The organism is Stenotrophomonas sp. YJH_SMC_6, assembly GCF_059371335.1.
Map to the genome: position 1 here is coordinate 32,149 of NZ_JCAFUM010000001.1, position 24,005 is coordinate 56,153.

The 24,005-nt window shown below is 67.2% G+C and carries 22 protein-coding genes; 13 read left to right on the forward strand and 9 right to left on the reverse strand.

Features of this window, described 5'->3' with window-relative positions:
- Positions 1 to 52: 52 nt before the first annotated feature.
- Positions 53 to 334 (reverse strand): DUF7696 family protein, encoded by a 282-nt coding sequence (locus AC5P9N_RS00210; protein ID WP_043033658.1) that lies wholly within the window; start codon positions 332 to 334, stop codon positions 53 to 55.
- Complete coding sequence (locus tag AC5P9N_RS00215; RefSeq protein ID WP_099484768.1) at positions 335 to 2,671, reverse strand: VapE domain-containing protein; 2,337 nt, start codon at positions 2,669 to 2,671, stop codon at positions 335 to 337. It abuts the gene before it with no gap.
- Positions 2,672 to 3,157: 486 nt separating this feature from the next.
- Between AC5P9N_RS00215 and AC5P9N_RS00220 the strand changes: the two genes are divergently transcribed.
- The 5 genes from AC5P9N_RS00220 (at position 3,158) to AC5P9N_RS00240 (ending at position 8,031) form a co-directional block, all read left to right on the forward strand.
- Positions 3,158 to 3,382 (forward strand): hypothetical protein, encoded by a 225-nt coding sequence (locus tag AC5P9N_RS00220; protein ID WP_005408344.1) that lies wholly within the window; start codon positions 3,158 to 3,160, stop codon positions 3,380 to 3,382.
- Between the two features lie 11 nt (positions 3,383 to 3,393).
- Positions 3,394 to 3,648 carry a hypothetical protein gene (locus AC5P9N_RS00225; RefSeq protein ID WP_012479313.1) on the forward strand — a complete coding sequence of 85 codons (255 nt, stop codon included), beginning with the start codon at positions 3,394 to 3,396 and terminating at the stop codon, positions 3,646 to 3,648.
- Positions 3,649 to 3,859: 211 nt separating this feature from the next.
- On the forward strand, positions 3,860 to 4,246 hold the full coding sequence (locus AC5P9N_RS00230; RefSeq protein WP_099484769.1) for a DUF2946 family protein: 387 nt from the start codon (positions 3,860 to 3,862) through the stop codon (positions 4,244 to 4,246).
- A gap of 129 nt (positions 4,247 to 4,375) precedes the next feature.
- Entirely contained in the window at positions 4,376 to 6,514 is a 2,139-nt protein-coding gene (locus tag AC5P9N_RS00235) for a TonB-dependent receptor (protein WP_012479315.1), read from the forward strand.
- Positions 6,515 to 6,525: 11 nt separating this feature from the next.
- The gene (locus tag AC5P9N_RS00240) at positions 6,526 to 8,031 is read left to right on the forward strand and encodes a PepSY-associated TM helix domain-containing protein (protein ID WP_099484770.1); all 1,506 of its coding nucleotides are present in this window, start codon (positions 6,526 to 6,528) and stop codon (positions 8,029 to 8,031) included.
- A gap of 9 nt (positions 8,032 to 8,040) precedes the next feature.
- On the opposite strand, the gene AC5P9N_RS00245 is transcribed toward AC5P9N_RS00240, so the two are convergent.
- Together AC5P9N_RS00245 and AC5P9N_RS00250 are read right to left on the reverse strand one after the other, a co-directional pair.
- Complete coding sequence (locus tag AC5P9N_RS00245) at positions 8,041 to 9,174, reverse strand: MFS transporter (protein WP_049459421.1); 1,134 nt, start codon at positions 9,172 to 9,174, stop codon at positions 8,041 to 8,043.
- Positions 9,175 to 9,185: 11 nt separating this feature from the next.
- A complete protein-coding gene (locus AC5P9N_RS00250) occupies positions 9,186 to 9,962 on the reverse strand; it encodes a DeoR/GlpR family DNA-binding transcription regulator (RefSeq protein ID WP_012479318.1) in 777 nt (258 codons plus the stop codon).
- Positions 9,963 to 10,119: 157 nt separating this feature from the next.
- Here AC5P9N_RS00250 and smqnr point away from each other — a divergent pair, with 157 nt between their 5' ends.
- Positions 10,120 to 10,767, forward strand: a complete 648-nt coding sequence (smqnr, locus tag AC5P9N_RS00255; RefSeq protein WP_044569588.1) for a SmQnr family pentapeptide repeat protein — start codon at positions 10,120 to 10,122, stop codon at positions 10,765 to 10,767.
- Positions 10,768 to 10,770: 3 nt separating this feature from the next.
- Here the strand turns inward: smqnr and AC5P9N_RS00260 are convergent, their stop codons facing one another.
- Together AC5P9N_RS00260 and AC5P9N_RS00265 are read right to left on the reverse strand one after the other, a co-directional pair.
- On the reverse strand, positions 10,771 to 11,445 hold the full coding sequence (locus AC5P9N_RS00260; RefSeq protein ID WP_049453891.1) for a class I SAM-dependent methyltransferase: 675 nt from the start codon (positions 11,443 to 11,445) through the stop codon (positions 10,771 to 10,773).
- Positions 11,446 to 11,532: 87 nt separating this feature from the next.
- Positions 11,533 to 12,231: a glutathione S-transferase family protein gene (locus tag AC5P9N_RS00265; protein WP_024956092.1), complete on the reverse strand. Its 699-nt coding sequence runs from the start codon at positions 12,229 to 12,231 to the stop codon at positions 11,533 to 11,535.
- 115 nt (positions 12,232 to 12,346) lie between these two features.
- On the opposite strand from AC5P9N_RS00265, the gene AC5P9N_RS00270 reads away from it, so the two are divergent.
- Positions 12,347 to 13,291, forward strand: coding sequence for a LysR substrate-binding domain-containing protein (locus AC5P9N_RS00270; protein WP_099484771.1), 945 nt, complete (start codon positions 12,347 to 12,349; stop codon positions 13,289 to 13,291).
- On the opposite strand, the gene AC5P9N_RS00275 is transcribed toward AC5P9N_RS00270, so the two are convergent.
- Positions 13,230 to 14,609, reverse strand: a complete 1,380-nt coding sequence (locus AC5P9N_RS00275) for an aminotransferase-like domain-containing protein (protein WP_043033647.1) — start codon at positions 14,607 to 14,609, stop codon at positions 13,230 to 13,232. The genes AC5P9N_RS00270 and AC5P9N_RS00275 overlap by 62 nt on opposite strands.
- Positions 14,610 to 14,742: 133 nt before the next feature.
- On the opposite strand from AC5P9N_RS00275, the gene AC5P9N_RS00280 reads away from it, so the two are divergent.
- The 3 genes from AC5P9N_RS00280 (at position 14,743) to AC5P9N_RS00290 (ending at position 17,564) form a co-directional block, all read left to right on the forward strand.
- On the forward strand, positions 14,743 to 15,606 hold the full coding sequence (locus AC5P9N_RS00280; RefSeq protein WP_043033646.1) for a DMT family transporter: 864 nt from the start codon (positions 14,743 to 14,745) through the stop codon (positions 15,604 to 15,606).
- 159 nt (positions 15,607 to 15,765) lie between these two features.
- On the forward strand, positions 15,766 to 16,647 hold the full coding sequence (locus AC5P9N_RS00285; protein ID WP_024956089.1) for an SDR family NAD(P)-dependent oxidoreductase: 882 nt from the start codon (positions 15,766 to 15,768) through the stop codon (positions 16,645 to 16,647).
- Positions 16,648 to 16,685: 38 nt separating this feature from the next.
- Entirely contained in the window at positions 16,686 to 17,564 is an 879-nt protein-coding gene (locus AC5P9N_RS00290; protein WP_024956088.1) for a LysR family transcriptional regulator, read from the forward strand.
- Positions 17,565 to 17,577: 13 nt separating this feature from the next.
- Here the strand turns inward: AC5P9N_RS00290 and AC5P9N_RS00295 are convergent, their stop codons facing one another.
- On the reverse strand, positions 17,578 to 18,477 hold the full coding sequence (locus tag AC5P9N_RS00295; protein ID WP_024956087.1) for a LysR family transcriptional regulator: 900 nt from the start codon (positions 18,475 to 18,477) through the stop codon (positions 17,578 to 17,580).
- 107 nt (positions 18,478 to 18,584) lie between these two features.
- Between AC5P9N_RS00295 and AC5P9N_RS00300 the strand changes: the two genes are divergently transcribed.
- Positions 18,585 to 20,102, forward strand: a complete 1,518-nt coding sequence (locus tag AC5P9N_RS00300) for an MFS transporter (protein WP_065183977.1) — start codon at positions 18,585 to 18,587, stop codon at positions 20,100 to 20,102.
- A gap of 279 nt (positions 20,103 to 20,381) precedes the next feature.
- On the opposite strand, the gene AC5P9N_RS00305 is transcribed toward AC5P9N_RS00300, so the two are convergent.
- Positions 20,382 to 20,786, reverse strand: a complete 405-nt coding sequence (locus tag AC5P9N_RS00305) for a GFA family protein (protein ID WP_033834825.1) — start codon at positions 20,784 to 20,786, stop codon at positions 20,382 to 20,384.
- Between the two features lie 171 nt (positions 20,787 to 20,957).
- Between AC5P9N_RS00305 and AC5P9N_RS00310 the strand changes: the two genes are divergently transcribed.
- Both AC5P9N_RS00310 and AC5P9N_RS00315 read left to right on the forward strand, forming a co-directional pair.
- Positions 20,958 to 21,935, forward strand: a complete 978-nt coding sequence (locus AC5P9N_RS00310) for an Lnb N-terminal periplasmic domain-containing protein (RefSeq protein ID WP_044569600.1) — start codon at positions 20,958 to 20,960, stop codon at positions 21,933 to 21,935.
- Positions 21,932 to 23,953, forward strand: coding sequence for an esterase/lipase family protein (locus tag AC5P9N_RS00315; protein ID WP_012479329.1), 2,022 nt, complete (start codon positions 21,932 to 21,934; stop codon positions 23,951 to 23,953). The genes AC5P9N_RS00310 and AC5P9N_RS00315 overlap by 4 nt, the downstream gene beginning before the upstream one ends.
- Positions 23,954 to 24,005: the final 52 nt, after the last annotated feature.

Sequence of the window (24,005 nt, forward strand, 5' to 3'; positions counted from 1 at the left end):
CCTGGAAGGTGGCGGGCCGATACCTGCATCTTGCCCCTGTAGATGCTCCCAGTCAACACCTTTCATCTACTTGCATCATGGTGCGGTTGGGCGGGCTGGCGATCCACAGCCGCAATGCCGCTGCTGCCAGACGCTCACGCTCAACCGGCCCGCGTGCGGCCAGGACACCCTCGAGATACTGTTGGCGGTGCCGGCGCGGACTGACCGTCGTCCAGCGCCCGTCGGTGCCCACGCGCCGGTAGCCGTCCAGTTGCAGCAGGCGACGTGCTTCGCAGTGCAGGCGCCAGTCGCCGCTGCTGCTGTCAACGTCGCGACCATCATGGAGGCGCGGCATCTAGAACGGCCCTGCCGCGTGCTCGGCCAGACTGCGTCTGCGCTGTGGCATCAGCCAGACCTTGGCCCGCTCCTTGCCCACCACGCGGGTGCGCACGCCATGCCGCTTCACCACGTAGGCGGCGGCCTCGTTCACCTCGCGACGGTTGGGCCTGTCGATGCCCACCGCGATGACGATCTCGGTGGCGCGGTAGTGCGCGCTCCAGTGCTCGGCAGGGAGCGACCAGTCGAAATGACGATCGATCAGTTCGGCGATCGGCGAGATGGGCTCGTGTTCGCTGTTGGTGGCATTGAGCGCATCCAGTTCCTCGGCACTCAAGTGCCAGGTCTCGCCACTGCAGTACAACGCATGGGCCTCAGCCCAGACCTGCTGCATGTCGATCCGCGCCGGTTCGCCCAGCGCCACGGCGTGCACGGTCCACCAGCGGGTGTTGCCGGTGGCATCGCGGAGGAAGCGTTCGTCGTTGACACTGGCAAACAGGATGGTGCGCCGCGCATAGCGGGATTCGGTGCGCGCGTAGGGGCGACGGATCTCGTCATGGCTGCGCGAGATGAATGATTTCAGCGCCGCGATATCGGTACGGCGGAAGGTGGCATCGACTTCGCCCAGCTCGACGATCCATCTGGAGATGACCTGCTTGACGCTGTCCTTGTTGGCCGGATCGAGCACCACACCGTCGGCGATCAGTTGCAGCTCTACCGGCGCCAGCTGCCGCGCCCAGCGTGTCTTGCCCAGGTTCTGTTTCGAAACGAACGTCAGCACGCCGCGCGCGACCACGCCATCGGGCTCAAACGCCGCAGCCACGCCGGAGATCAGCCAGCGCCGCATCAGGACTTCCTTCAGCACGCGGCCGTCGGCCATGTGCGTGGGCTTGGCTTCCTGCACTGTATCGAAGAACGCCTGCAGGCGGGACTGGCCATCCCACGGCCGTGAGGTGATCCAGCTGGCGACCGGGTTGTAGGGATTGGCTTCGGCCACCTGGCACAGGTTGGTCTCGAAGCTGGCGGTGGCCATGCCGGCGCGGTGCATGCAATCCATCACTTCGCCCGCCGCGACCTCCTTGGCGTTGTCCACGGTCGTCTGCAGCCCAGGGACCAGAATCTCCAGATCCTTGCGGATGACGTTGTAGCGCACGGTCACACCGGTACGACGGCACAGTTCGGCCAGGTTGCGGGCGGTTGGCAACGGCCGCCCGCGCGCGTTGGTATCGGGAAACGGGGTGAAGGCATCGAATGCGGACAGGTTGCCAGGCACCTGGTAGCGCGCGCTGGCCGATGACGGCGCATCGTCCAGTGCCACGTCGTCGCCCCCTGCCGGCGGCATGGGGGGCAACAACTGGGCACGCACGGTGTCCAGCCCCTCGCGCAGATGCAGGTCGTTGAAGTCGGTAGGGCGGTCATCGTCGCCATGCAGCGTGGCGAACTCGGGCCAGACCACGCGGGCATCGATGTCCGCGGCAGCCTGCGTGGCCAGGGTGACGCCAGGGTTGTCCAGCGGCTGCCGCGTCCACTGATCGTTGTCGGCACACAGCACGAATGACGCGTCCGGCATGGCGCCGCGCCAGGCTCGGGCGACCGCGCCAAGGTTGCCTGCATCCCAGGCCACCACCACGCACCAGCCCGTGGCCTGGTGGATGGATCCGGCGGTGGCATAGCCCTCTGCAATGGCGATCGGCTGGCCGGTAACCGGCTTGCCGATGACATGGAAGCAGCCCTGCTTGCGGCCACCGGAAAGGAAGTCCTTGTCGCGGCCAAGTGCTGGATCCACGCGGGGAAAGATCGCCTGCAACGAGACGATACGGCCCGCGCTGTTCATCACCGGTACCAGCAGGGCGCTGTCGATGTGGCGGAAGACAAGGCCATCGCTGTTGCGCACCGGCCATGGCGCCACACGCAGGCCATGTGCGTGGATGCCCTTGCGTACGAGATACGGGTGGTGGGCATCGGCAGGAATGGCACGGTTCCACAGCACGTTGGCCGCCTTGGCGGCGGCGTCCTCGCGTTCGCGCTGATGCCGTTCGCGCTCGCTGCGGGCCGCCTCCTGGCGTTGCCTGATGGCACGCTGCTCGGCGGCGCTCAACGCGGTCGGCGATTTCGCGCACCAGGCATGGCGGGTGCCGGTCCGCCAGCTGCCGAACTCGCCGGCCGGCACGTGGTCTCCAAACAACACCGCCCAACCATTGCGCGTGCCACGACGGTCGCCTTCCACATGGAAGCGCACCAGCGTGCCATCGGCGTTGAGCGCGTCGCGGCCGCGCGCGTCCGGCACGATGCCGTGCGCGTGCATGGCCTGCAGGAACGCGGGAACGATGTCCTGCGTGGGATGCGGTGTGTGCATTCGACAAGGCCCCTGGGAACGTGAATCGGTCCACGGCGGCCGATGGCGGCCAACGTGCTGTGCAGTGTCCGGCGTGCGCAGGTCACGCAGCGGCCGACCGACGCAGTGTGGTCAGGATGTGATGGAAGTGGTGATACGGTCATGGTGTCGGAACGGGGCTTCATTTGCAACACCTTCCAGCACCTTGCATCCCTGACCGCGATGGCGCCACCCAGTACGCGTTGGATCTGCGATGGCGTTCGCAGATCACTGTGATCGTGCCGATGCGTCGCAGTTGGCGAGAACCGGTTTTCGGATGATGCGATCGCCGTCAACGACGGCCCATCGTTTCTCTCCATCGCGCCTTCGGGCGCCCGTGCACAAGGAGCCTGCATGCTTGAAATCCACTGCAACCACGAACGCCGATCCGCCGCGGAATCCGCGTCGTTGACCGTCGTTGCGACGTTCTCAATCGGTGCGACCACCCCTCGATAAAATACAACCCGCATGACGGACACCATCGACGAAGCGCAGGAAATGGAAGCGCGCCACCTGCAACGCGCCCTGGCCCAGCACGCAACGCGGGCCAGCAACGTTGCCCCTCTCACTCCCATGGGGGAATGCCACAACCCGGACTGTAGCGAGGACTTCGACAACGATCCGGCAAGACTGTTCTGCGGGCCTGCCTGTGCCGAGCGTTTCGAAGCCATCCATCAACACCGCAACGCATAGGAACAGGGGACATGTCTCTGAACAGCAACGACGCTGGCTTCACCGAACGCATCGCCGGTTTATCGGCCGAGCTCGCCGTGCTGGTGAGCCTGGTGGAGAACCACATCCATCTGCAGCTGGCTGATCTGGCCGACTCGGGTGATGTGGATGCACAGGAGCGATTTGCGGTAGCCGATCCGGAGCGCTGGTTGGAGAACGCCCGCAACAGCCTGCAGGCGGGTTTCATGTTCCTGGAGCGCGCGGTGCAGCAACCGGCGCGGTTCTAGTCATCCGGTGCGGGGGCGGAAGGGGCCGGCCAGGCTGCCTTCCGTCCCCCTCGGGCAGTGGACGATCCCCTGCGCTGGAGGCTGCGTCATAACGTCGCACTGGCCGCCGGGCAACCCTGAACGTGGTCCAAGGTTGACCGCAGGCCCGTAGAATGGCCGGGTGCGTCGTTCTGTCCTCCACCGCCGGTTCCAGGCCCTGGCATGGCTAGCCATGCTGCTGGTGCTGCTTGCCCCGCTGGTGAGCCGCTGGCTGGCGCATGGTCACGTTGCAGCGGCTGTGCCGGTAGCGGCGATGGACCATTCCCAGCATGCGCAGCATGCGATGGAGGGCCATCACGACCACCACGCGATGGCGATGCAGCAGGGCGAGGTCTCAAAGAAGCCGCCCGCCGATCCACACGCCGCGCATGAGATGGGCGTGGACTGCGACTACTGCCTGATCGCCGCGCGGCTGATCACCCTGCTGGTGGCGGCATTGCTGCTGTTGGCACCGATGGTATCGATATGCCGTGCGCTGCGTGGTGCAGTGCAGGCGTTGCCGCAGCGGGTCAGCGGCACATTGGGAGCGCGCGGGCCACCGGTCTTCATGGCTGTCTGAGCCCTGCGCGCACGCCTTTGGATTGATTTTCCCAAGCTGCCAGGCCTGGCCTGGCGCGACTGCGTGCGCGTTCGCCGAACTCCCTGAGCTGCCCTGCCACTGCAGGGTGGCCTTGCATGCCGTGAACAGATGAAAACGAACCCCAACTCCGCGCGCCTGCGCCGGGCGACGCTGCCTGCCATGTGCGCGTTGCTCCTGCACACCGCCTCTGTACTTGCCGCCGATGCGGCACCACCGACCACGCTGGATACCGTGCGCGTGGTCGATACCCGCAGCGGCGAGCTGTCTTCCACCTCCAGCGCAGGCTCTGCGTTGGGCCTGAGCGTGCTGCAGACACCGGCCAGCCTGACGGTGATTTCGCGCGAGCAGCTGGAACAGCGCGGCGACACCAACCTCAATGATGCGATCAGCCGCGCCGGTGCGATCAGTGCGATGCCGCACCCGGGCAACGGCCTGAGTGCGCTGTCCAGCCGTGGCTTCACCGATGGCGCTTCCGTGATGCGCCTGTATGACGGGCTGCGCCAGTATGGCGGCGTGGGCATCACCTTTCCGTTCGATACCTGGTCCATCGAGCGCATCGAAGTGCTGCGCGGTCCGGCTTCGGTGATCCATGGCGACGGTGCGATCGGCGGCGTGATCAGCATCGTGCCGAAGAAGCCCACGCGTGGGGCAATCGAGAACGAGATCAGCGCAACCGTGGGCAGCGAGGACACCGCACGCCTGGGCTTCGGCAGTGGTGGCGCGCTGACGCCCGAGCTGGCCTACCGGCTGGATGTGAGCGGCAACTACAGCGGTGGCTGGGTTGATCGCGGGCGCAGTAGTGATGCCACCTTCTCCGGCGCACTGCTGTGGCAACCGCGTGCGGATCTGCAGCTGTCGCTCACCCATGCGGAAGGCTATCAGCAACCGATGCGCTACTTCGGCACGCCACTGGTGGATGGCCGCCAGCTGGAGGCGCTGCGCCACCGCAACTACAACGTGGAAGACAGCGACATCCGCTACCGCGACCGCTGGACCCAGCTCGATGCGCTGTGGACGCCGAACGCAAGCGTCGAATGGCGCACGCGCCTCTACCAGATCGACAGCCAGCGCGATTGGCGCAATGCCGAAGCCTACGTCTACAACCGCGCTACCGGCTTGATCGATCGCTCAGGCAATACCGAGATCACCCACGACCAGGACCAGACCGGGTTGACCTCGACGCTGAGGGTACAGGGGAACATTGCGGGCCTGGCCAACAGCTTCGCCGTGGGCCTCGATGCCAACCGCGCGCACTTCAAGCACACCAACAACACCTATGCCGGCAGCTCGGGCCCGGTCGATCCGTTCGATCCGGTGCCGGGCCAGTTCACCAGCGACGCGCCGAACCTGCCGCGCTACCGTAATCGTGCCGAGCAGTACGCGCTGTTCGTGGAAGACCGCTTGGCGCTGAGCGAGCGCTGGTCGATGCTGGGTGGGCTGCGCCACGACCGCGCGCGCATTGATCGTACCGATCTGATCAGCGGCCAGAACGCGTTCTCGAAGACCTACCGCAGCACCGGCTGGCGTGCAGGCACGGTGTTCGCGTTGCGGCCGACGCTGAGCCTGTATGCGCAGTACTCGCAGGCGGCGGACCCGGTCAGTGGCCTGTTGATGATCAGCCCGGCCAACGGTGCCTTCGACCTGGCCAAGGGCCGGCAGATCGAGGTGGGCCTGAAGCAGGCCTTCGATGGCGGCGAGTGGACGCTGGCGGCGTACCGCATCCGCAAGACCGGGCTGCTCAGCCGCGATCCGCTGGTGCCGGATCGCCGCGTGCAGGTGGGCGCACAGACCTCGCGTGGCATTGAGGCGTCCTTGAACTGGAACTTCGCGCCGCGCTGGTCGCTCGATGCCAATGCCACGGTGCTGAAGGCCGAGTTCGAGGACTTCCTGGAAACCACCGGTTCGCCGGCGGTGCTGGTGTCGCGTGATGGCAACGTGCCACCGAACGTGGCCGAGCGCCTGGCCAATGTGTGGCTGAGCTGGCAGTTTGCACCGGACTGGAGTGCGGCGGGCGGCGTGCGTTACGTCGGCAAGCGCTACGCCGACAACGCCAACACCTTGGAGCTGCCCGGCTACAGCACCACCGACCTGGCACTGACCTGGCAGGCGGCACAGCGCACGCGGCTGTCGGCGCGGCTGTTCAACGTGTTCGACAAGGCGTACTACGCCACCGCGTACTACACCAGCACGCAGTGGCTGCTGGGTGCGGACCGGCGCGTCGAATTCACCGTTGATCATCGCTTCTGAGGAGGCTGGCGATGACGTTGCGATCCACCGCCAAGCGCTGGACCTATCTGGTGCACCGCTGGCTGGGCATCGGCGGATGCCTGCTGATGTTGCTGTGGTTTGTCAGCGGCATGGTGATGCTGTTCATTGGTTACCCGAAGCTGACACCCGGTGAGCGGCTGGCGGCGTTGCCGGTGCTGGGGGATGCTCGCGATCTGCAGGGGCTGTCGGTACTGCCTGCCGTGGTGCAGGCCGAGCCGGAGGTTGTGGCGCTGACGACGCTGCGTGGCGAGCCTGCGTACGTGGTGCGCAATGGCAGCAACGTGGGCGCCTGGTCTGCCGTGACCGGCCAGGCGCTGCTGCCGGTGTCGGCACAGCGAGCCGAAGCATCCGCCGCACAGTTCGCGGGCGGCCAAGCCTTCGTCGGCGCGACACGCGTGGATGAAGACCGCTGGACGCATTCGCGTGCGCTGGATGCGCATCGGCCGCTGTACCGGGTTGAAGTGGGCGGCGCGCAGCCAGGGGATGTGTATGTGTCCTCACACACCGGCGAAGTGGTGCAGGACGCACCGCATGTGCAGCAGCGCTGGAACTATGCGGGCGCCTGGCTGCACTGGTTGTACTTCCTGCGCATGCAGTCGGTGGACCCGGTGTGGACGTGGGTGGTGATCGTGCTGTCCGCGCTGTGCTCGGTGGCAGCGATCAGCGGCATCGTGGTGGGTGTGTGGCGCTGGCGCTTCCGCGGGCACTACCGCACTGGCGCGAAGACGCCGTACGTCGAGCCCTGGATGCGCTGGCACCATCTGATCGGGCTGGTGGCTGCGGCCTTCATATTCACCTGGATCTTCAGCGGGCTGATGTCGATGAATCCGTTGGGAGTTTTCAGCAGCACGCGTGAAGCGATCGACAGCGGACGCTATCGTGGCGGTACGGTGGCGGTGGATGGCGCGTTGGGTGAACCGGCGGCGCTGCTGGCGGCCGTCGACGACGCGCGCTTCAAGCCGGTGGAGATCCAGTGGCGACGCATCGGTGGTGAGTTGTTCGCGGTGTTGCTGGACGGGCAGGGCGAGACCCGCATTGTGTCCGGCAGTGATGGTCATCTGCAGGTTGCGCGGTTGCTGCCGGCCGCATGGCTGCAGCAGAAGGTGCGGGCGTTGTCCGATGCGCCCGTGCAGGGGTACTGGGTCCAGCATGCAGCGGATGCGTACTTCTACCCGCGTGCACCGGAAGCCATGAACGGCGCAGCGGTACGCCGCTTCCCGGTGGCGATCGCTGATTTTGACGATGCCGAGGCGACGCGGGTCTACCTCGATCTGGCCACTGGCGACCCGTTGCTGACGATGGGGCGTCGCGAGCGCGTGGGTCGCTGGCTGTTCCACTTCCTGCACAGCTGGGACCTGCCGGCGATGCTGCGTCAGGTCACCGCCCGGCTGGCGGTGTTGCTGCTGCTGAGCCTGGCTGGCGCTGCGTTGTGTGCAACGGCCACGGTGATCGGCTACCGCCGGTTGCGGATGAAGCTGCGGCGCAGGCGGCGCTGATGCCTTGGACTAAACCCGCAGCCAACGTGTGGACACGGCCACCAGCAACAAGGCCGTGGCCACACCGATGAACGCAGCAATCAGACCGAAATGATTGGCGGCAAAGCCGATCAACGCCGGTCCGGCAAGGATGCCGGCAAAGCCCAGCGTGGAAACGGCGGTGATGGCCAGCGCGCCGGGCATGCGGGTCTGGTGGCCGGCCAGCGAGAACAGCGCGGGCGCGATGTTGGCGCAACCGAGGCCGACCAGCACATAGCCCGCCAATGATGCCTGCCACGGCGTGACCAGGGTCAGCACCAGCACGCCGGCAGCGGCGAGCAGCGCGCCGAACACGATCGCGCGCTGGCGGCCCACGCGTGCCACCAGTGCATCGCCGAACAGGCGCGCGACCGTCATGGTCAGGGTGAAGGTCACATAGCCGACGCCGGCGAGGCTGGCATCGACGCGACGTACGTCGCTGAGGAACACCGCGCTCCAGTCGAGCATCGCACCTTCGCCGAGGAAGGCGACGAACGCCAGCACGCCGATGAACAGCACGATGCCATGCGGCAGGGCCAGCATCGGTGTGTCGTGCGGCATGCGTTCGCTGTGCCAGTAGGTCGCCGACAACAGCGTCACCAGCAGCATGGTGCCGACACCGATCAGCACCGATGCCAAGGGCGGCAACTGTGCGGACAGCAGCACGGTCATGGTGGCCGCGCCGAGGAAGCCGCCAATGCTGAAGAAAGCATGGAAGCCAGACATCATCACCCGCCGTGCTTCGCGCTCGACGATGACGGCCTGCACGTTCATCGTGCAGTCCATCGCGCCCACGGCCGCACCGAACACGAACAGCACCACGCCCAGCGTCCAGGCCGAACCCGCCAGGGCCAGGCCGGGCACGGTCAGGCAGATCAGCAGGCTGCTGGCCACCATCACCCGGCGGCAACCGAGGCGTGCGGCCAGCACGCCGGACAAGGGCATCGCCAGCAGCGAGCCGGCACCGAGGCAGAGCAGCACCAGCCCCAGCGTGGCGTCATTGATCCCGGTGCGCGCTTTGGCGAATGGCACCAGGGTGGCCCACAACGCGGTGGCGAAGCCGGGAATGAAGAACGCAGCGCGGGTCGCGTGCTGTTCGGCACGCGCGCGGTTGGCAAGGGACATGAGCAGTACGGTCAGGGAGGCGTGGGGTGCACCGCGATACCGGCGGCGTGGAAGCGAGCCGCCAAGGCGGGCGGTGCGGTGGTGGTCAGCACCAGGTCGTCGATCTCGTCCAGGCTGGCGATCTGCCAGTTGCCGCGGGCACCGAGCTTTTCAGTGGTGGCGGCGACGATGACGCGGCTGCTGCAGGCCACCATCGCACGCTTCAGCGTGGCTTCTTCCGAATCCATTGCCCACACACCGGTGTCGCCGTCCACCGCGCAGGGGCCGGGCAGGTACACGTCGGCACGCAGGCGCTGCACCTGGGCCAACGCCTCGGCACCGACCGCACCGCCACCGCTGGCCAGGCGCCCGCCGATCAGCTGCACTGAAGTGCCTTCGAGCATGCTGGCGGCGGTGGCGATCTGCGGGGCATTGGTGATCACCGTCAGCCCGAGAGCGGCCGGCAGCTGCTGGGCGATCGCCAGATTGGTCGAACCGGCATCGAGCAGTACCACCTGGCCGGGTTGCAGCAGCGCGCAGACGCGGGCGGCCAGCTCGGCCTTGTCGCCGCGGTCGCGGGTCAGGCGCTCGCGCAGCGGCCGTTCCTTGGGCGGCGGCAGCACGGCGCCGCCGTAGACGCGCTGGCACAGGCCCTGGGCGGCGAGCTCGCGCAGGTCGCGGCGGATCGAATCTTCGGAGACGGCATAACGGCGCGCCAGTTCGGCGGCGACCACGCGGCCCTGCTGGCGCAGCTCCTCGAGGATCTGCCGGGTGCGCTGGGCGGGTAGGGGGCTGGGGTCGGCGCTCATGCCGCAAGTCTGCACGTTCGTGCATAATCATGCAACAACATGCATTGGTCGGGAGGGCACAGGGCGGCTGGACTGCCGGTGAACCCGCCCGCCCCGGGGTCTATGGATCGGCCTCGCGGCCCGGCATCATGGCGGGGCACTTGGCATGGAATCCCTGATGTCTCCCACCGTTCACCGCAAGCTGCGCATCGGCGCGGACCAGTACACCGGCCAGAAAGTGGTCGACCAGCAGTTCCACGAGTGCGATTTCTCCGGTGCGGACCTGACCGGCACCGAGTTCATCAACTGCAGTTTCTACGATGCCGACAGCCGCGCCGGCTGCCGCTTCAATGGCGCCACGCTGAAGGAAGCCAGTTTCCGCAGCTGCGATATCAGCATGTGCCATTTCAATTTCATCAAAGCGCTGGGCCTGGAGATCAGCGAGTGCCGTGCGCAGGGCGCGGATTTCAGCAACGCCAGCTTCATGAACCAGATCACCACGCGCAGCTGGTTCTGCAGCGCGTTCATCAAGAAGTCGAACCTGCGCTATGCCAATTTCTCGCGGGTAACGCTGGAAAAGTGCGAGCTGTGGGAAAATCGATGGGATGGCGCGAATGTGAGTGGCGCCAGCTTCGCCGGATCGGACCTGTCCGGCGGCCAGTTCGAGGGCATCGACTGGAACAGCGCCAACTTCACCGACTGCGACCTGACCAACTCGGAGCTGGGTGAGCTGGACCTGCGCAGCACCAACCTGCGTGGTGCCACGCTGGACGTGCAGCAGGTGGCGCTGTTGATGCAGCGCATCGGCATCACCGTGGTGCCGTAGGCATCACCCGGCGTACGCCACCCAGCCCTTGAAGCTGAAGCCTGCGTAGAACAGCTCCACGCCGTCGAAGCCGGCCTCCTGCAGCAGCGCCACTTCCTGTTCGGGGGCCAGCAGCGGCAGCCGCTCGGCGATGGCCTCGATCGCGCGCTGTGCATCGGCGTGGGCAACGCCCGAGGCTTCGGCGAACGCTGCGTAGCGCTGCAACCAGCGCAGCTTGCCGGCCGGTTCCTGCGGCACGCTATGGTGGGCCACAACCAGCGGCGCGCCGGGCTGCAGGCGCCGGTGCAGCTCGCGCAACGTGTGCAGGCGCTGCCCGGCATCGAGGAAGTGCAGGGTCAGCAGGCAGCTGGCCCCATCGAAGCGCAGATCGGGCGCATCGTCGATGTAGCCTTCCAGCAGTTGCACGCGCGGCATCAGCGGACCCAGTGTCTGCTCGGCCAGGGCCAGCATCGGCGCGGCCGGATCCACGCCCAGCAGCTGCCAGCCCGGCTGCGCCTCGGCAAAAGCCTTCAGCTCCAGCCCGCCTCCGGCGCCCAGCACCAGCACACGGCCCTGCGCGGGAACGCGTTCGGCCAGCAGCAGGCGGCTCATCTGCTGCAACGCGAGGAAACCGGGCACCTGGCGCAGCGGCGCTTCGGCATAGCGGGCCACCGCCTGCGGATCGGAGAACGTGGACATGCGCGGATTCCTGCGGCGGGGGACATACCACTGTAGCGCGGCGCGCAAGAGGCATTGCGCGCCGCTGCCACACGGGCAGGACAGGGCTCAGGCCGCTGCTGCCTCAAGCACGTCTTCCAGCCGCACCTCGCCGAGGAAGCCACCGCTGCTGGTTGCCGGCTGCTGCGCTTCGATGGCGTGGGCGAACTGCACGCCGGCGTCGTCCTGCAGGCGCTCGAACAGCTGCTGCACCCTGGGGAACTCGCGACGATCGACCACCTGGTGATAGTCGTTCCAGCGCGCGATGCCGGCGAAGTAGGCATCGGCAAAGCTGCGCTGTTCGCCCAGCAGCCACGGGCCCGTGCCGATCATCTGCTCCAGCGCCTGGTGGGCGTGGCGCACCTTGGTGGTGCCATAGGCACGCAGCGCCTCGCCTTCATCGCCTTGCGCATGCTCCAGTGCGTGCCAGAGCGGCGCGTAGGCACCGAAGAAACTGGTGTTGAGATAGGCCAGCCGGTGGTTGAGGCGATCGAAGCCGGGCGTGCCCTGTGCGAAGCCCAGCCCCTGCGCGATGCCCTTCGCGGCCAGATGGTTGAGGATGGCCAGGCTCTCGCTGAGCAGCTCGCCCTGCGCGGTGCGCAGGGTCGGGGTTTCACCCAGCGGATTGAGGCGGCGGTAGTCTTCGCTCTGCACCTGGCCGGGCATGTCGATGCGGCACAGGTGATACGGCTGGCGCAGCCATTCCAGGGCGACGATGGAGCCGAACGAGCAGCCCGAGGGCACGCCGTAGAAGAGGATCGGGGTCATGGCAGGTTTCCGGTTCAAGCCGCGATGCGGCGGGTGAGGAAAGCGTGCCTGCGTGGACATTGCCCCGGAAGCCGCTTGAATGGCATCCTGAAGTCCACATCTGTGGACGTTGCGCATGCTCAACCTCAACGATCTGGCCCTGTTCGTGACCGCGGTGGAGCAGCGCGGGTTCGCTGCAGGCGGGCGCCATCTGGGCCTGCCGCGCTCGACCCTGAGCAAGCGCGTGGCGCTGCTGGAAGAACAGCTCCAGGTGCGGCTGCTGCAGCGCAGTTCGCGCCGCTTCGCATTGACCGAGGTCGGTCAGGAGTTCTTCGAGCGCGCACGCGCAGCGTTGTCCGAGGTCGAGGCCGCCGAGGCCATTGTCCGCGACCGCCAGGCCGAACCCAGCGGGACCGTGCGAATCAGTGCTTCGATTCCGGTGGTGCAGGGCGAGCTCGCCGCGTGCCTGCCTGTACTGGCCCGCCGCTATCCACGGCTGCGCATCGAAGTTGAAGTGAGTGATCGTTTCATCGACCTGGCGCAGGAAGGCATCGACATCGCCCTGCGCAGCCACTTCGGTCCGCTGCCGGATTCCGGGTTGGTGCAGCGCATGCTCGGTAGCGAACGCATCGTGCTGGTGGCGTCCCCTGGTTATCTGGCAGCCGCGCCGGCAGTGGACACGCCCGAACAGCTACGCGCGCATGCCGGCCTGCTGACCGCGCGCCATGCAACGCGCTGGACGCTGCACGGCGCCGACGCCCGCACCGTGCAGGTGGAGCCGCAGGTGGCGCTGGTCGGCAATGAATCGCAGCTGCTGATCGCGGCGGCAGAAGCGGGTCTTGGCATCACCGTACTGCCACACAGCCTGTGTGCTGCGGCCATCGCCGCCGGCCGCCTGCAGCAGGTGCTGCCGGCGTGGCATGCCGGCGAAGTCACCACCAGCGTGTTGCTGCCGCATCGTCGCGGCCAGTTGCCGGGCGTCCGCGTGGTGGTGGATGCGCTGGTCGCGCATTACCAGCTCAACGCAGCGCGCGCGCCAGTACCTGCCAGATCCTCGGGTCCTGGCACTGCGAAACGTTGAAACGGACATAGTCGGCCGCGCGCTGCGACTGGCTGAACGCGTTGCCCGGCGCCAGCACGATGCCCTCGCGCAGGCATTGCCGCGCCAGTGCGGCGGCGTCGCGGCCATCGGGCAGCTGGCACCACAGGAACAGGCCGGCTTCCGGCTGCAGCCACGGCATGATGCCCAGCGTCTGCAGTTTCCGCAGTGTGTGCCGGCGTGCATCGGCCAGGCGCGAACGTATCGACTGCATGTGGCGGCGGTAACCGCTGTCGGTCAGCGCGATGTGCATCAACTGCGCGGCCAGATGACCACCGCCGAAGCTGGTCGCCAGCTTCAGGTCGGTCAATGCCTCTATCCAGTCGTGGCGCGCGGCGATGTAGCCGCAGCGCGACGCTGCCGACAGCGTCTTGGAGAAACTGCCGACGTGGATCACCCGTGACAGTCCATCGAGCGCGGCCAGCCGCGGTGCCGGCTGCAGTTCGAAGTCGGCGAAGATGTCATCCTCGATGATGATCAGTTCGCTGCGTTCGGCCAGGCCCAGCAGGCGGTGTGCGGTGCTCGCGGAAAGCACCGCGCCGGTCGGGTTGTGCAATCCGGAATTGGTGATGTACAGCCGCGGCGAATGTGCCTGCAGGGCCTGCGCGAACGCCTCCAGGTCCGGGCCGCTGTGCGTGTACGGCACGCCGATGGCCTGCACCTGGTGCGCCTTCAGCAGCGCGTGGTAATTGAAGTAGCTCGGGTCATCGACCAGCACGCAGTCGCCGGGCTTGAGCAGGAAACGGCAGAGCAGATCGACCGCGTGGGTACCGGATTCGGTCAGCAGGATCTGCTCCACCGGTGCATCGATGCCAAGCGTGGCGCTGCGCCTTTGTAGCAGCTGGCGCAACGCGGGCAGCCCGAGCGGGGCGGCGTAGTCCACCAGTTGCATGGCATCGGCGCGCGCCAGCCGGCGCAGGCCGCGGCGCACGCCATCGTGATACAGCCAGTCACTGGGCATCCAGCCGCACCCTGGCTTGAGGTCGCCCGCGGGCGTTTCCAGCGATTGCCGTGATACCCACAGCGGATCCACCGCGCGATCCAGCCGCGGCTCCAGTTCGGCCAGCGCCAGCGGTGCGGCCGGGCCACTGACGTAGAAGCCCGAGCCTGCGCGCGCACTGATCAGGCCTTCGGCCGCCAGGCGCTCGTAGGCCTCGACCACGGTGGAGACTGAAACTCCCATCGTCGCAGCCTGCGCACGTACCGAAGGCAGGCGTGAGCCGGGACCATCCACCCGTGCACTGATGCGGGTGCGGACGGTCTGGATGACCGATTCGATGCGGGTAAGCGGGCGCGGCATGGTGGAACCGTAGTGGAAGTGTGGGTAGTACAGTTACTTGCGACTGTACTGGATTGTAGCTGGGGTCTTCCCGCGCCGGATGCTTCCATGCAGGTCCAGCCGGGCATCGTCCGGCACCTTCAGGAGTACAGGCGTGGAACGGTCGGCGAGTGGTTGGATCAATGGCTTCATCGGTGTGGTGATCTTCGCCGGCTCCCTGCCGGCCACCCGCTTGGCGGTGCTGCAGCTGGACGCCGGATTCGTCACCGCTGCACGCGCGACCATTGCCGCCGTGCTCGGCCTCGGCCTGCTCCTTCTGCTGCGCCAGCCGTGGCCGCGGCGCAGTGACCTGCCAGGCCTGGCAGTGGTCAGCCTCGGAGTGGTAGTCGGCTTTCCGTTGTTGACCGCACTCGCGCTGCGCCACGCATCGTCGGCGCACACCATCGTGTTTCTCGGCCTGTTGCCGTTGAGCACTGCGGTGTTCGGCGTGCTGCGCGGTGGCGATCGGCCGCGCCCGGCGTTCTGGCTGTTTTCGTTGCTGGGCAGTGCCTGCGTGGTCGGCTATGCGGTGCGCAACGGCATCGATGCATCGTTGCAGGCCGACCTGCTGATGCTGGCGGCGATCGTGGTGTGTGGGCTGGGCTATGCCGAAGGTGGCCGGCTGGCCCGTCATCTCGGCGGCTGGCAGGTGATCAGCTGGGCGTTGCTGCTGGCCTTGCCGGTGATGCTGCCGCTGACGGTGCTGATGCGCCCGTCCTCGTTCACTGCGGTCGGTGCCTCGGCGTGGTGGGCGCTGGGCTATGTGGCAGTGTTCAGCATGCTGATCGGCTTCCTGTTCTGGTACCGCGGGCTGGCGCAGGGCGGCATCGCCGCCGTCGGCCAGTTGCAGTTGCTGCAACCGTTCTTCGGCCTTGCCCTGGCCGCGCTGCTGCTGCACGAATCGGTCAGCCTCAGCATGGTGCTGGTGACCGTGGTCGCGGTGATCTGCGTCGCCGGCGCGCGCCGCTTCAGCCGCTGAACGAAAAAAGGGGACGGAGGGGATTAAGTCGTTTCAGGCACGGTAGGGCGAGTTACGACTTAATCCCCTCCGTCCCCTTTTCCGGTGATAGCGAGAGCGTATCGTGGCCGATGGTCAACGGTATTGGCGGGGGCGGTGAGCTTGGCTGAAGCTGTGCGCATGAAGCCGATTTCGCATATTTCCTTCAAGGGCCGGGTGGGCCTGGTGACCGGTGCCGCGGGTGGGTTGGGCCTGGCCTACAGCCGCCTGCTGGCCGAGCGCGGTGCGCAGGTGGTGATGCATGACGTCGGTGCCGGTACCGATGGCCGCGGCGCCGATCCACAGCGCATCCTGCGCAGCGTCGAAGCGCTGCAGCGGCAGGGTTTGCCAGTGCAGGCCGCAAATGGTCCCATCGATCATCGCAGCGGTTGCCATGCGCTGGTGCAGGAACTGCTGCAGGCGCACGGCCGCATCGACTTCCTGATCCACAACGCGGGCTGGGTCGAGTACCAGCCACTGGAAGCGATCGAGGACGATGCGTTGGAGCAGATGCTGTGCCTGGCGGCGAAGACGCCGCTGTGGCTGGCGCAGGCGGCGTGGCCGGCGATGCGCGCGGCGGGCGGTGGGCGCATCGTCATCACCACGTCTGATCGCGCGCTGTATCCGCAGTACGCACAGCGCGGGCTGTCCGCTTACGCGATGGGCAAGCTGGCCGCGCTTGGCCTGGTCAATGTGCTGGCGCTGGAGGGCGCCGAGCATGGCATCGTGGTCAATGCGGTTTCGCCGGTGGCAAAGACGCGCATGTGGGGCATCGAGGGTGAGCCCGATGAGCTGCATCCGGAAGCTGTTGCGCAAGGTGTGGCCTATCTGGCATCCACGCGCTGCCAGGACGGCGGCTGGGTGCTGCGCGCAAGCAATGGCCAGTTCCACGCACTGCGCCTGCAGGAGGCCGAGCATGTGGCGTACCCAAGGGATCTGTGCGCGGTCAGTGCCGACAGCATCGAGTCGGTGGCGCTGCAGTGGCCGGCCATCGCCCGCGCCAGCGTCGACGTGCGTGGCTGAGGGCGTACCCTAGGCGGATTCCCACTGCCTGCTTCGAGATGATCGACCTGCGCCTGCTTCGCCAGTATGTCGCCGTGGCCGAAGAACTGCATTTCCACCGCGCCGCCGCCCGCCTGCACATGTCACAGCCGCCGCTGACGGCGGCGATACGACGGCTGGAAGACGAGCTCGGAAGTGAACTGATCGTGCGCGGAAACCGCACGCTGGGCCTGACCGTGGCCGGGCAGACCTTGCTGGTGGAGGCGCGGGCAACGCTGCAGCAGGCCGAGCAGGCATTGCAGCGCACGCGCGAAGCTGCTGCCGGACAGTCCGGCAGCCTGCGCGTAGGCTATGTCGGCAGTGCGCTGTATGGCCGACTGCCAGGTTTGATCCGCCGCTTTCGCCAGATTTACCCGCACGTTCAGCTGCATCTGCAGGAAGCCACATCACGCCAGCAGCAGTTGTGGCTGCGTGAGCAGCGCATCGACGTCGGCGTGCTGATTCCACCGATCCCCGCCGCCGAGCTGGTGCTGCACGACTTCGACCACGACCGCCTGGCGATTGCGCTGCCGCGCGCTCATGCGCTGGCCGACGCGCCGGAGGTCAGTGTGGCGATGCTGGCCGACGAATCGTTCGTTTCATGGCCGGCGGGCGAGGGCATCGGCTTCCATGCACAGGTGCTGGGCCTGTGCACCGCGGCGGGGTTCACCCCGCGCGTGGTGCAGGAAGCGCAGGGCATGCACGCGGTGTTGTCGCTGGTGGCGGTGGACGCCGGCGTGGCGATCGTCCCGGCCAGCATGGCCAGCTTCCGCCCGCAGGAGATCGTCTATCGCGTGCTGGAGGACGAAGCAGCGCGTTTCGACCTGCCGTTCTGCATGCAGCCGGAACAGCCGTCGCCGGTGCTGCGCAATTTCCTGCAGACGGCGGGCACCAACTGATTCTGTGGACCCGCTACGCCTTGTCGCCCTGGAACAGATGCGCAACGGCGTAGTCGATGAACACCCGCAGGCGTGCACTGGGATGGCGCCCACCGGGCCATAGCAGCGAGAACTGCCCCTGGTGCGTGGGCAGCGCAGGCAGTACCCGTTGCAGGCGGCCATCGGCCAGCGCGTCGGCTGCGAGGAAGTCAGGCATCCAGGCCAGGCCCATGCAACCGATCGCAGCGGCAAGCACGGCCTCCATGTTGTTGCAGGTCATCGCCGTGGGAAGGCGTGCCCCCGCATCGCCTTCGATGCCCGGCAGCTGCCACGGATGCAGCTTTCCGGTGGTGGGGTAACGGAAACGCAGCGCGGTATGCATGCGCAGCTCGCTCACATCACCGGGCGTGCCATGCGCCTGCAGGTAGCCCGGCGCCGCACAGAGGATGAAACGAAAGCCGCCCAGTCGCCGTGCGGTCAGGCTGGAATCGGCCAGTTCACCACTGCGTATCACCGCGTCCAGGCCTTCGCTGACCACATCGACGATACGGTCGTTGAAGTCCAGTTCCAGCTGCACCTGCGGATAGCGTTGCTGGAAGCCGGGCAGCACCGGCAGCAGGAAGCGGTACCCGATGGTGGGCAGGCCGATGCGCAGCAGCCCGCTGGGGGCATGCTGTCGCTGCGCCAGGTCCGCCTGTGCTTCGGAAAGCTCGTCCAGTGCACGCCGACAGCGCTGCAGCAGCAGTTCGCCTTCGTCGGTGAGATGCACGCGGCGGGTGGTGCGTTGGAACAGCCGGGTGCCGAGCTCCTGTTCAAGGCGGGCGATGCGCTTGCCGACCGCCGACGCGGACAGGCCAAGTGCACGCGCAGCACCCACGATGCTGCCGGCCTCCGCGGTGCGGACGAAGGCGAGCAGGGCAGAAATGGAGTCCATGCGGGGCATGATTACGGAACATTGAGACGCAATCAATGTCCATCGAGCCTGTTTTTCAGGAATAGCGGCCTGTCCATCATCAATGCCCCTGATGGATGGAGGCCCGCATGGCCCCGGTTTCGATGCTCCCTGTACCTGTCCAGACGCAGCAGCGCTGGACCCTGCTTGCCGTCTGCCTGGCCGCACTGGCGTTGCCGTTGTCCTTCTCGGCCGGTGCCGTCGCGGTGCCCGCGCTGGCCCGTTCCGTGGCGTCGTCGCCGAGCGTGCTGGCCTGGGTGACCAACGCCTTCATGCTCACCTTCGGCAGCCTGCTGCTCGCTGCCGGTGGCCTGGCCGACCGCTATGGCCGGCGGCGGTTGTTCCTGCTGGGCACAGCAGGCTTCACCGTCGCCACGATCGTCGTCTGCCTCGCGCCCACGCTGCTGTGGCTGGATCTGGCGCGTGGGTTGCAGGGCGTTGCCGCCGCAGCGGCGTTGGCGTCCGGCACGGCTGCGCTCGCGCATGCCTGGCAGGGGCCGATGCGTGGCCGTGTGTTCGCCCTGCTGGGCGCCACATTCGGTGCGGGGTTGGCGCTGGGGCCGCTGCTTGCGGGTCTGCTGCTGCAGGCATTGGGATGGCGCAGTGTGTTCGCCGTCGGCGGCGTGCTGACATTCGCCGCCTTCGTACTGGGCGCGCGTGTGTTGCCCGAGAGCCACGGTGAACGCGGGCGGCTGGATGTCGGCGGCATGCTGGGCTTCAGCCTGATGCTGGCAGCGTTGACCCTGGCCCTGCTGTGGCTGGGCGAGTTCGGCCTGCATACCGTGCGCGTGCAACTGGCGCTGTTGGCGACGCTGCTGCTGGGCGCAGCGTTCATCTGCATCGAACGACTGCACCGCTCACCCCTGCTGGACCTCTCGTTGTTCTCGCAACCGGCGTTCCTCGGTGTCCAGCTGCTGCCGGTCGCAACCTGCTTCGGCTACGTGGTGCTGCTGGTGGTATTGCCGCTTCAGTTGATGGGCGTGCACGGCCAGAGCGCGACCCTGGTGGGGTTGCAGATGCTGGCCCTGTCCGCGCCGATGCTGGTGCTGCCGATGCTGGCCGCGCGCTGGGCGGAGCGCGTGGGAAGTGCGCGGCTGTGCACGCTGGGACTGCTGGTCTGTGCCTCTGGCCTGTACCTGCTGTCGCGCCATGCATCGCAGCCGTCGCCTTCGCAGTGGGTGCCGTGGCTGATGCTGGTCGGTGCAGGGACGGCCTTGCCATGGGGGCTGATGGATGGGCTGTCAGTGAGCGTGGTGCCGGTACAGCGTGCGGGCATGGCCGCCGGCATCTTCGGGACCGTGCGTGTAGCCGGTGAGGGCATCGCATTGGCCGCAGTCACTGCCTTGCTTGCGCTGCTGATCGGCCATCAGCTGCAGGGCGCGTCGCCGGCATCGCTGGCGCGTGCCGGTGCCTATCTGGCCACGGGGGCGCGGGAACAGGCGCAGGCACTGCTACCGGCGATGAGTCGCATGCAGCTGCAGCATGCCAGTAGTGAGGCGCTGGCAACACTGCTGCGTGTACTGGCGCTGCTGACCGCCGCATGTGCTGCGTTGTTGCACCTGTTGCTGCGGAAACGTAAAGACGCGTTGGTCGGGCGTACTGCGTAGCAGGCTCATCGCCCGCCTTCGCCGTCATCCCGTTGTCGTGTCCCGCTCACGCTGCCTATGCCCACCCGGGCCTAGGCTTGGTCGTCCCCGTCCCCCACGGAGACCTGCCATGTGGCTGCTCGATCATCTCTGGCCTGGCCGTCGACCGCTTCCTCCCCCGGCCGCGGATGCGCCACCGGCACCGCCGCGCCGGCCCTGGCTGAAACGCCCGGCGCGGGCCGGGCGCAGCGGCATGGCGCCCTGGCAGAAGGTGGCCACGCCGCCGCGGCGCACGCGCCACTAGCCGGTGCGGTCTGATGGGTGGTTGACCCCATCGCTGACCGGGATCACCCCCAACGCGAACGGGTCGATGCCCTCCAGGCAGGCCACGTTGTAGCCGTACTGGTCGGGGTTGGAGCGGCGCCGGTGATGGGTGTAGATGCCGCACACGCCACAGAAGTAGTGCTCGGCCACATGGGTGTTGAACTGGTACATCTGCAGGTGGTTCTGCCCGCGCAGCACCTGCAGGCCCTGGCGGGGGACGCTGGCGGCGATGGCGCCCCGGCGCCGGCACATCGAGCAGTCGCAGCGGCGGGGATCGACGATGCCGTCCGGCAGGTCCAGCAGCAGCTCGACGGTGCCGCAGTGGCAGGTTGCGCGGTGCTGGGGTTGGACCGGAACGCCGGCCACGGAAGTGATGCCCATCATTGCTCCTGTGTGATCCGTCTGGCCGCGGGGGCCGCCGCAGACGGTGCGCCGATGTGCCTGAACGGGCCGTAGATGCCACGGTGAACCCGCTTGTGGCTAACTATGCGGCTTCAGGACCGCGACAGGATGCCAGTGAAAGCCGCAGGACGATGGATGACAGGAAGTGCCATGGCGCTGCTGGCGCTGTGGGTGACCGGGCTGCTGGCCTATCAGTTGCCGGGGCCGGGCTGGCTGGCTACCGGCGTCGCCGGGCTGTGGCTGCTGGTAGCGCTGTGGGTGTCGTGGCGGGTCGCGCGGGGCCGTGCCTCGCGCCGCCTGGGCCTGGCGTTCGGGGCATCGCTGGCGCTGGCCGGCCTGTGGTGGCTGCTGCTGACCCCGCGCCAGGACCGCGTGTGGGCCGATGACGTGGCCCAGCGCCTGCACGTGGTGTCTTTCGATGGCCGCCACGTCGTGCTGGACAACGTGCGTGATTTCAGCTGGCGCAGCGAAAACGACTACGACGCCCGCTGGGTGCGCCGCGAGTACGACCTGGACCAGTTGCGCTCGGCCGATCTGGTGCTGTCGTACTGGATGGGCCCGGCCATCGCCCACACCCTGATCTCGTTTGGTTTCGAGGACGGCCGCCACGTGGTGTTCTCGCTGGAGATCCGCAAGGAGCGCGGTGAATCGTTCTCTGCGCTGGGCGGCTTCTTCCGCAAGTTCGAGATGACCCTGGTAGCTTCGGAGGAGACCGACATCATCCGCACCCGCACCAACGCGCGCGGCGAGGATGTCTACCTGTACCGGCTGCATGGCATGAACCGCGCACAGCTGAAGGAACTGTTCGCTGCGTACATCGCGCAGGCCCGCGAACTGGATGCCAAGCCCGGCTTCTACAACACGCTGACCAGCAACTGCACCACCATCGTCTTCGACCTGGCCCGGCACATCGCACCGCGCCTGCCGCTGGATTACCGCCTGCTGCTGTCCGGTTACCTGGCCGAGTACGCGCAGGAGGTCGGCGCGCTCGCTCCAGGTGTGCCGTACGCCGAGCTGCATGACAAGGGCCGCATCACCCAGCGTGCGCTGGACCTGGGCAGCGGCGACCACTTCTCCACCGTAATCCGCCAGGGCGTGCCCGGCACCGAGCAGGACCCGCAGCAATGACCCGATTCCTCCCACGCCGCTGGCAGCGCCTGCTGCCGGTGTTGTTCGCTGCCTTCCTGCTGCTGGGTAGCAGCGGTTGCGCGATGGTTACCGTCAAGCAGGTCAAGTCCAGCGATTCGCTGGTCAACAAGCGTGCCGACGTGCTCAACACGGGCAAGCTCAGCCCGGCCGCGCGCGAGACGCTCAGCGCGGCAGGCCTGGACGAGTCGCAGTGCGAAAAGGACTTCCTGGTCTGCCGCAGCACGCTGCTGATGACCGACGACCTCAATGTCGAGCAGCGGTTGTCGGCGCTGTCCGAACTGTGGGTGAAGGCCGCGCTGGCGATGACGCCGAAGAAGACGGCTGCCGGCGATCCGCCGATGAGCGATGCGGCGTTGGATGCCTGGCTGGAAGCGGCGCGCTATGCCTATGCCTACCTGTTCTACAGCGGCCGCTCACCGTCCGACCGTGCCTTCGAGGACCGCCAGACGCAGGTGCGCGACTATTACAACTACGCGGCCGAGAAGGCGGCAGTGGTGCTGTTCGTGCGCGCACGCGCCGCTGCGCTGGCCGGCGAGGACTACACGAAGCCGCTCACGGTCGGCAGCTGGTCGCTGGCCTCCAACTACCAGCAGCTGAACCTGAAGAGCATTCCCGCGCAGCTGGTGCCGGCCGGCACGGTCAGCTTCGTCGGCCTGCGCAGTACCTATCGCCGCGATGGCTTCGGTGCCGAGCTGGTGATGGTGATGGACCCGCCGAAGCTGGTTGCACCGGTGATCGCACCCGAGGGCCCCAAGGCCGAGACACCGCAGGAGGATGAGGACGACGCACGCCGTGGCCGCCGTCATCGCCATGACGATTCGGTGCCCGAGTTCAGCGAGATGTCTTCGATCAACGTCACCGCACTGCTGCGCTTCGAGGGCAGCAACCTGGACGATGTGATGCGCACGCGCCGGGTCGAGCTGGACGCTTATTCGCCCGAAGCCACCGAGCGCATCACCCTGCATGGCGAGCAGGTGCCGCTGGCCGGCAACTTCACCGCCGCCTATGGCCTGTGGCTGGCGCAGAGCGGTTTCGCCCGGCAATCGCTGCGCACCCTGTTCGGCATGAGCGAGGGCATCGGCGAACCGCACATCTACCTGATGCAGCCGTGGGACCCGAATCGTCGCATCATCTTCATGCTGCACGGCCTGGCCAGCAGCCCGGAAGCCTGGGTGAACCTGGCCAACGAGATCATGGGCGACCCCGAGCTGCGCCAGCAGTTCCAGGTGTGGCAGGTCTACTACCCGACCAATGCGCCGATCGCGTTGAACCGCTACGAGATCGCCAATGCATTCAACGACACGCTGAAGCACTTCGATCCCAACGGCAGCACGCGTGCATCGAAGGACATGGTCTACATCGGCCACAGCATGGGCGGCGTGTTGGCGCGCCTGCTGGTCAGTGACTCGGGCGACGTACTGTGGAATGACCTGCTGGCCAACTACGACCTGAAGGGCGAGCGCCTGAAGCGGGTGCAGAACAAGCTGGGGCCGTTGCTGCATTTCAAGGCGCAGCCGAACGTGGAACGCGCGATCTTCATCGCCGCGCCGCACCAGGGCACCGACATTGCCGGCAACAAGGTCGGGCGCCTGATCGGTCGCCTGGTACGCCTGCCGCTGACCATCCTCGGCAAATTCGAGGATGTGTTCCTGGCACTGGCGCAGGCCGAACAGCAGGTCGATGGCACGGCCAAGCCGAAGATTCCGAACAGCATCGACAACCTCAAGGCCAGCGATCCGTTCGTGAAGGCCGCCGCACAGCTGCCGATCGAAGCGGGCCTGAAGTACCACTCGATCATCGCCCAGCGCAAACCGGAACTGCCGGTGGACAAATCCGATGACGGGCTGGTGCCGTACTGGAGTGCGCACCTGCCGGGTGCATTGTCCGAGAAGGTGATCATCTCCGGCCACAGCGTGCAGGAGACCCCGCAGGCGGTGCTGGAAGTGCGGCGCATCCTGCATCGGGACATCGATGATGTGGGGGCCGGTACGCGGTAATGCCGGCCCCTGGCCGTCATCATCTGGACATTCCAGCGTTCGTGAGGTTGCC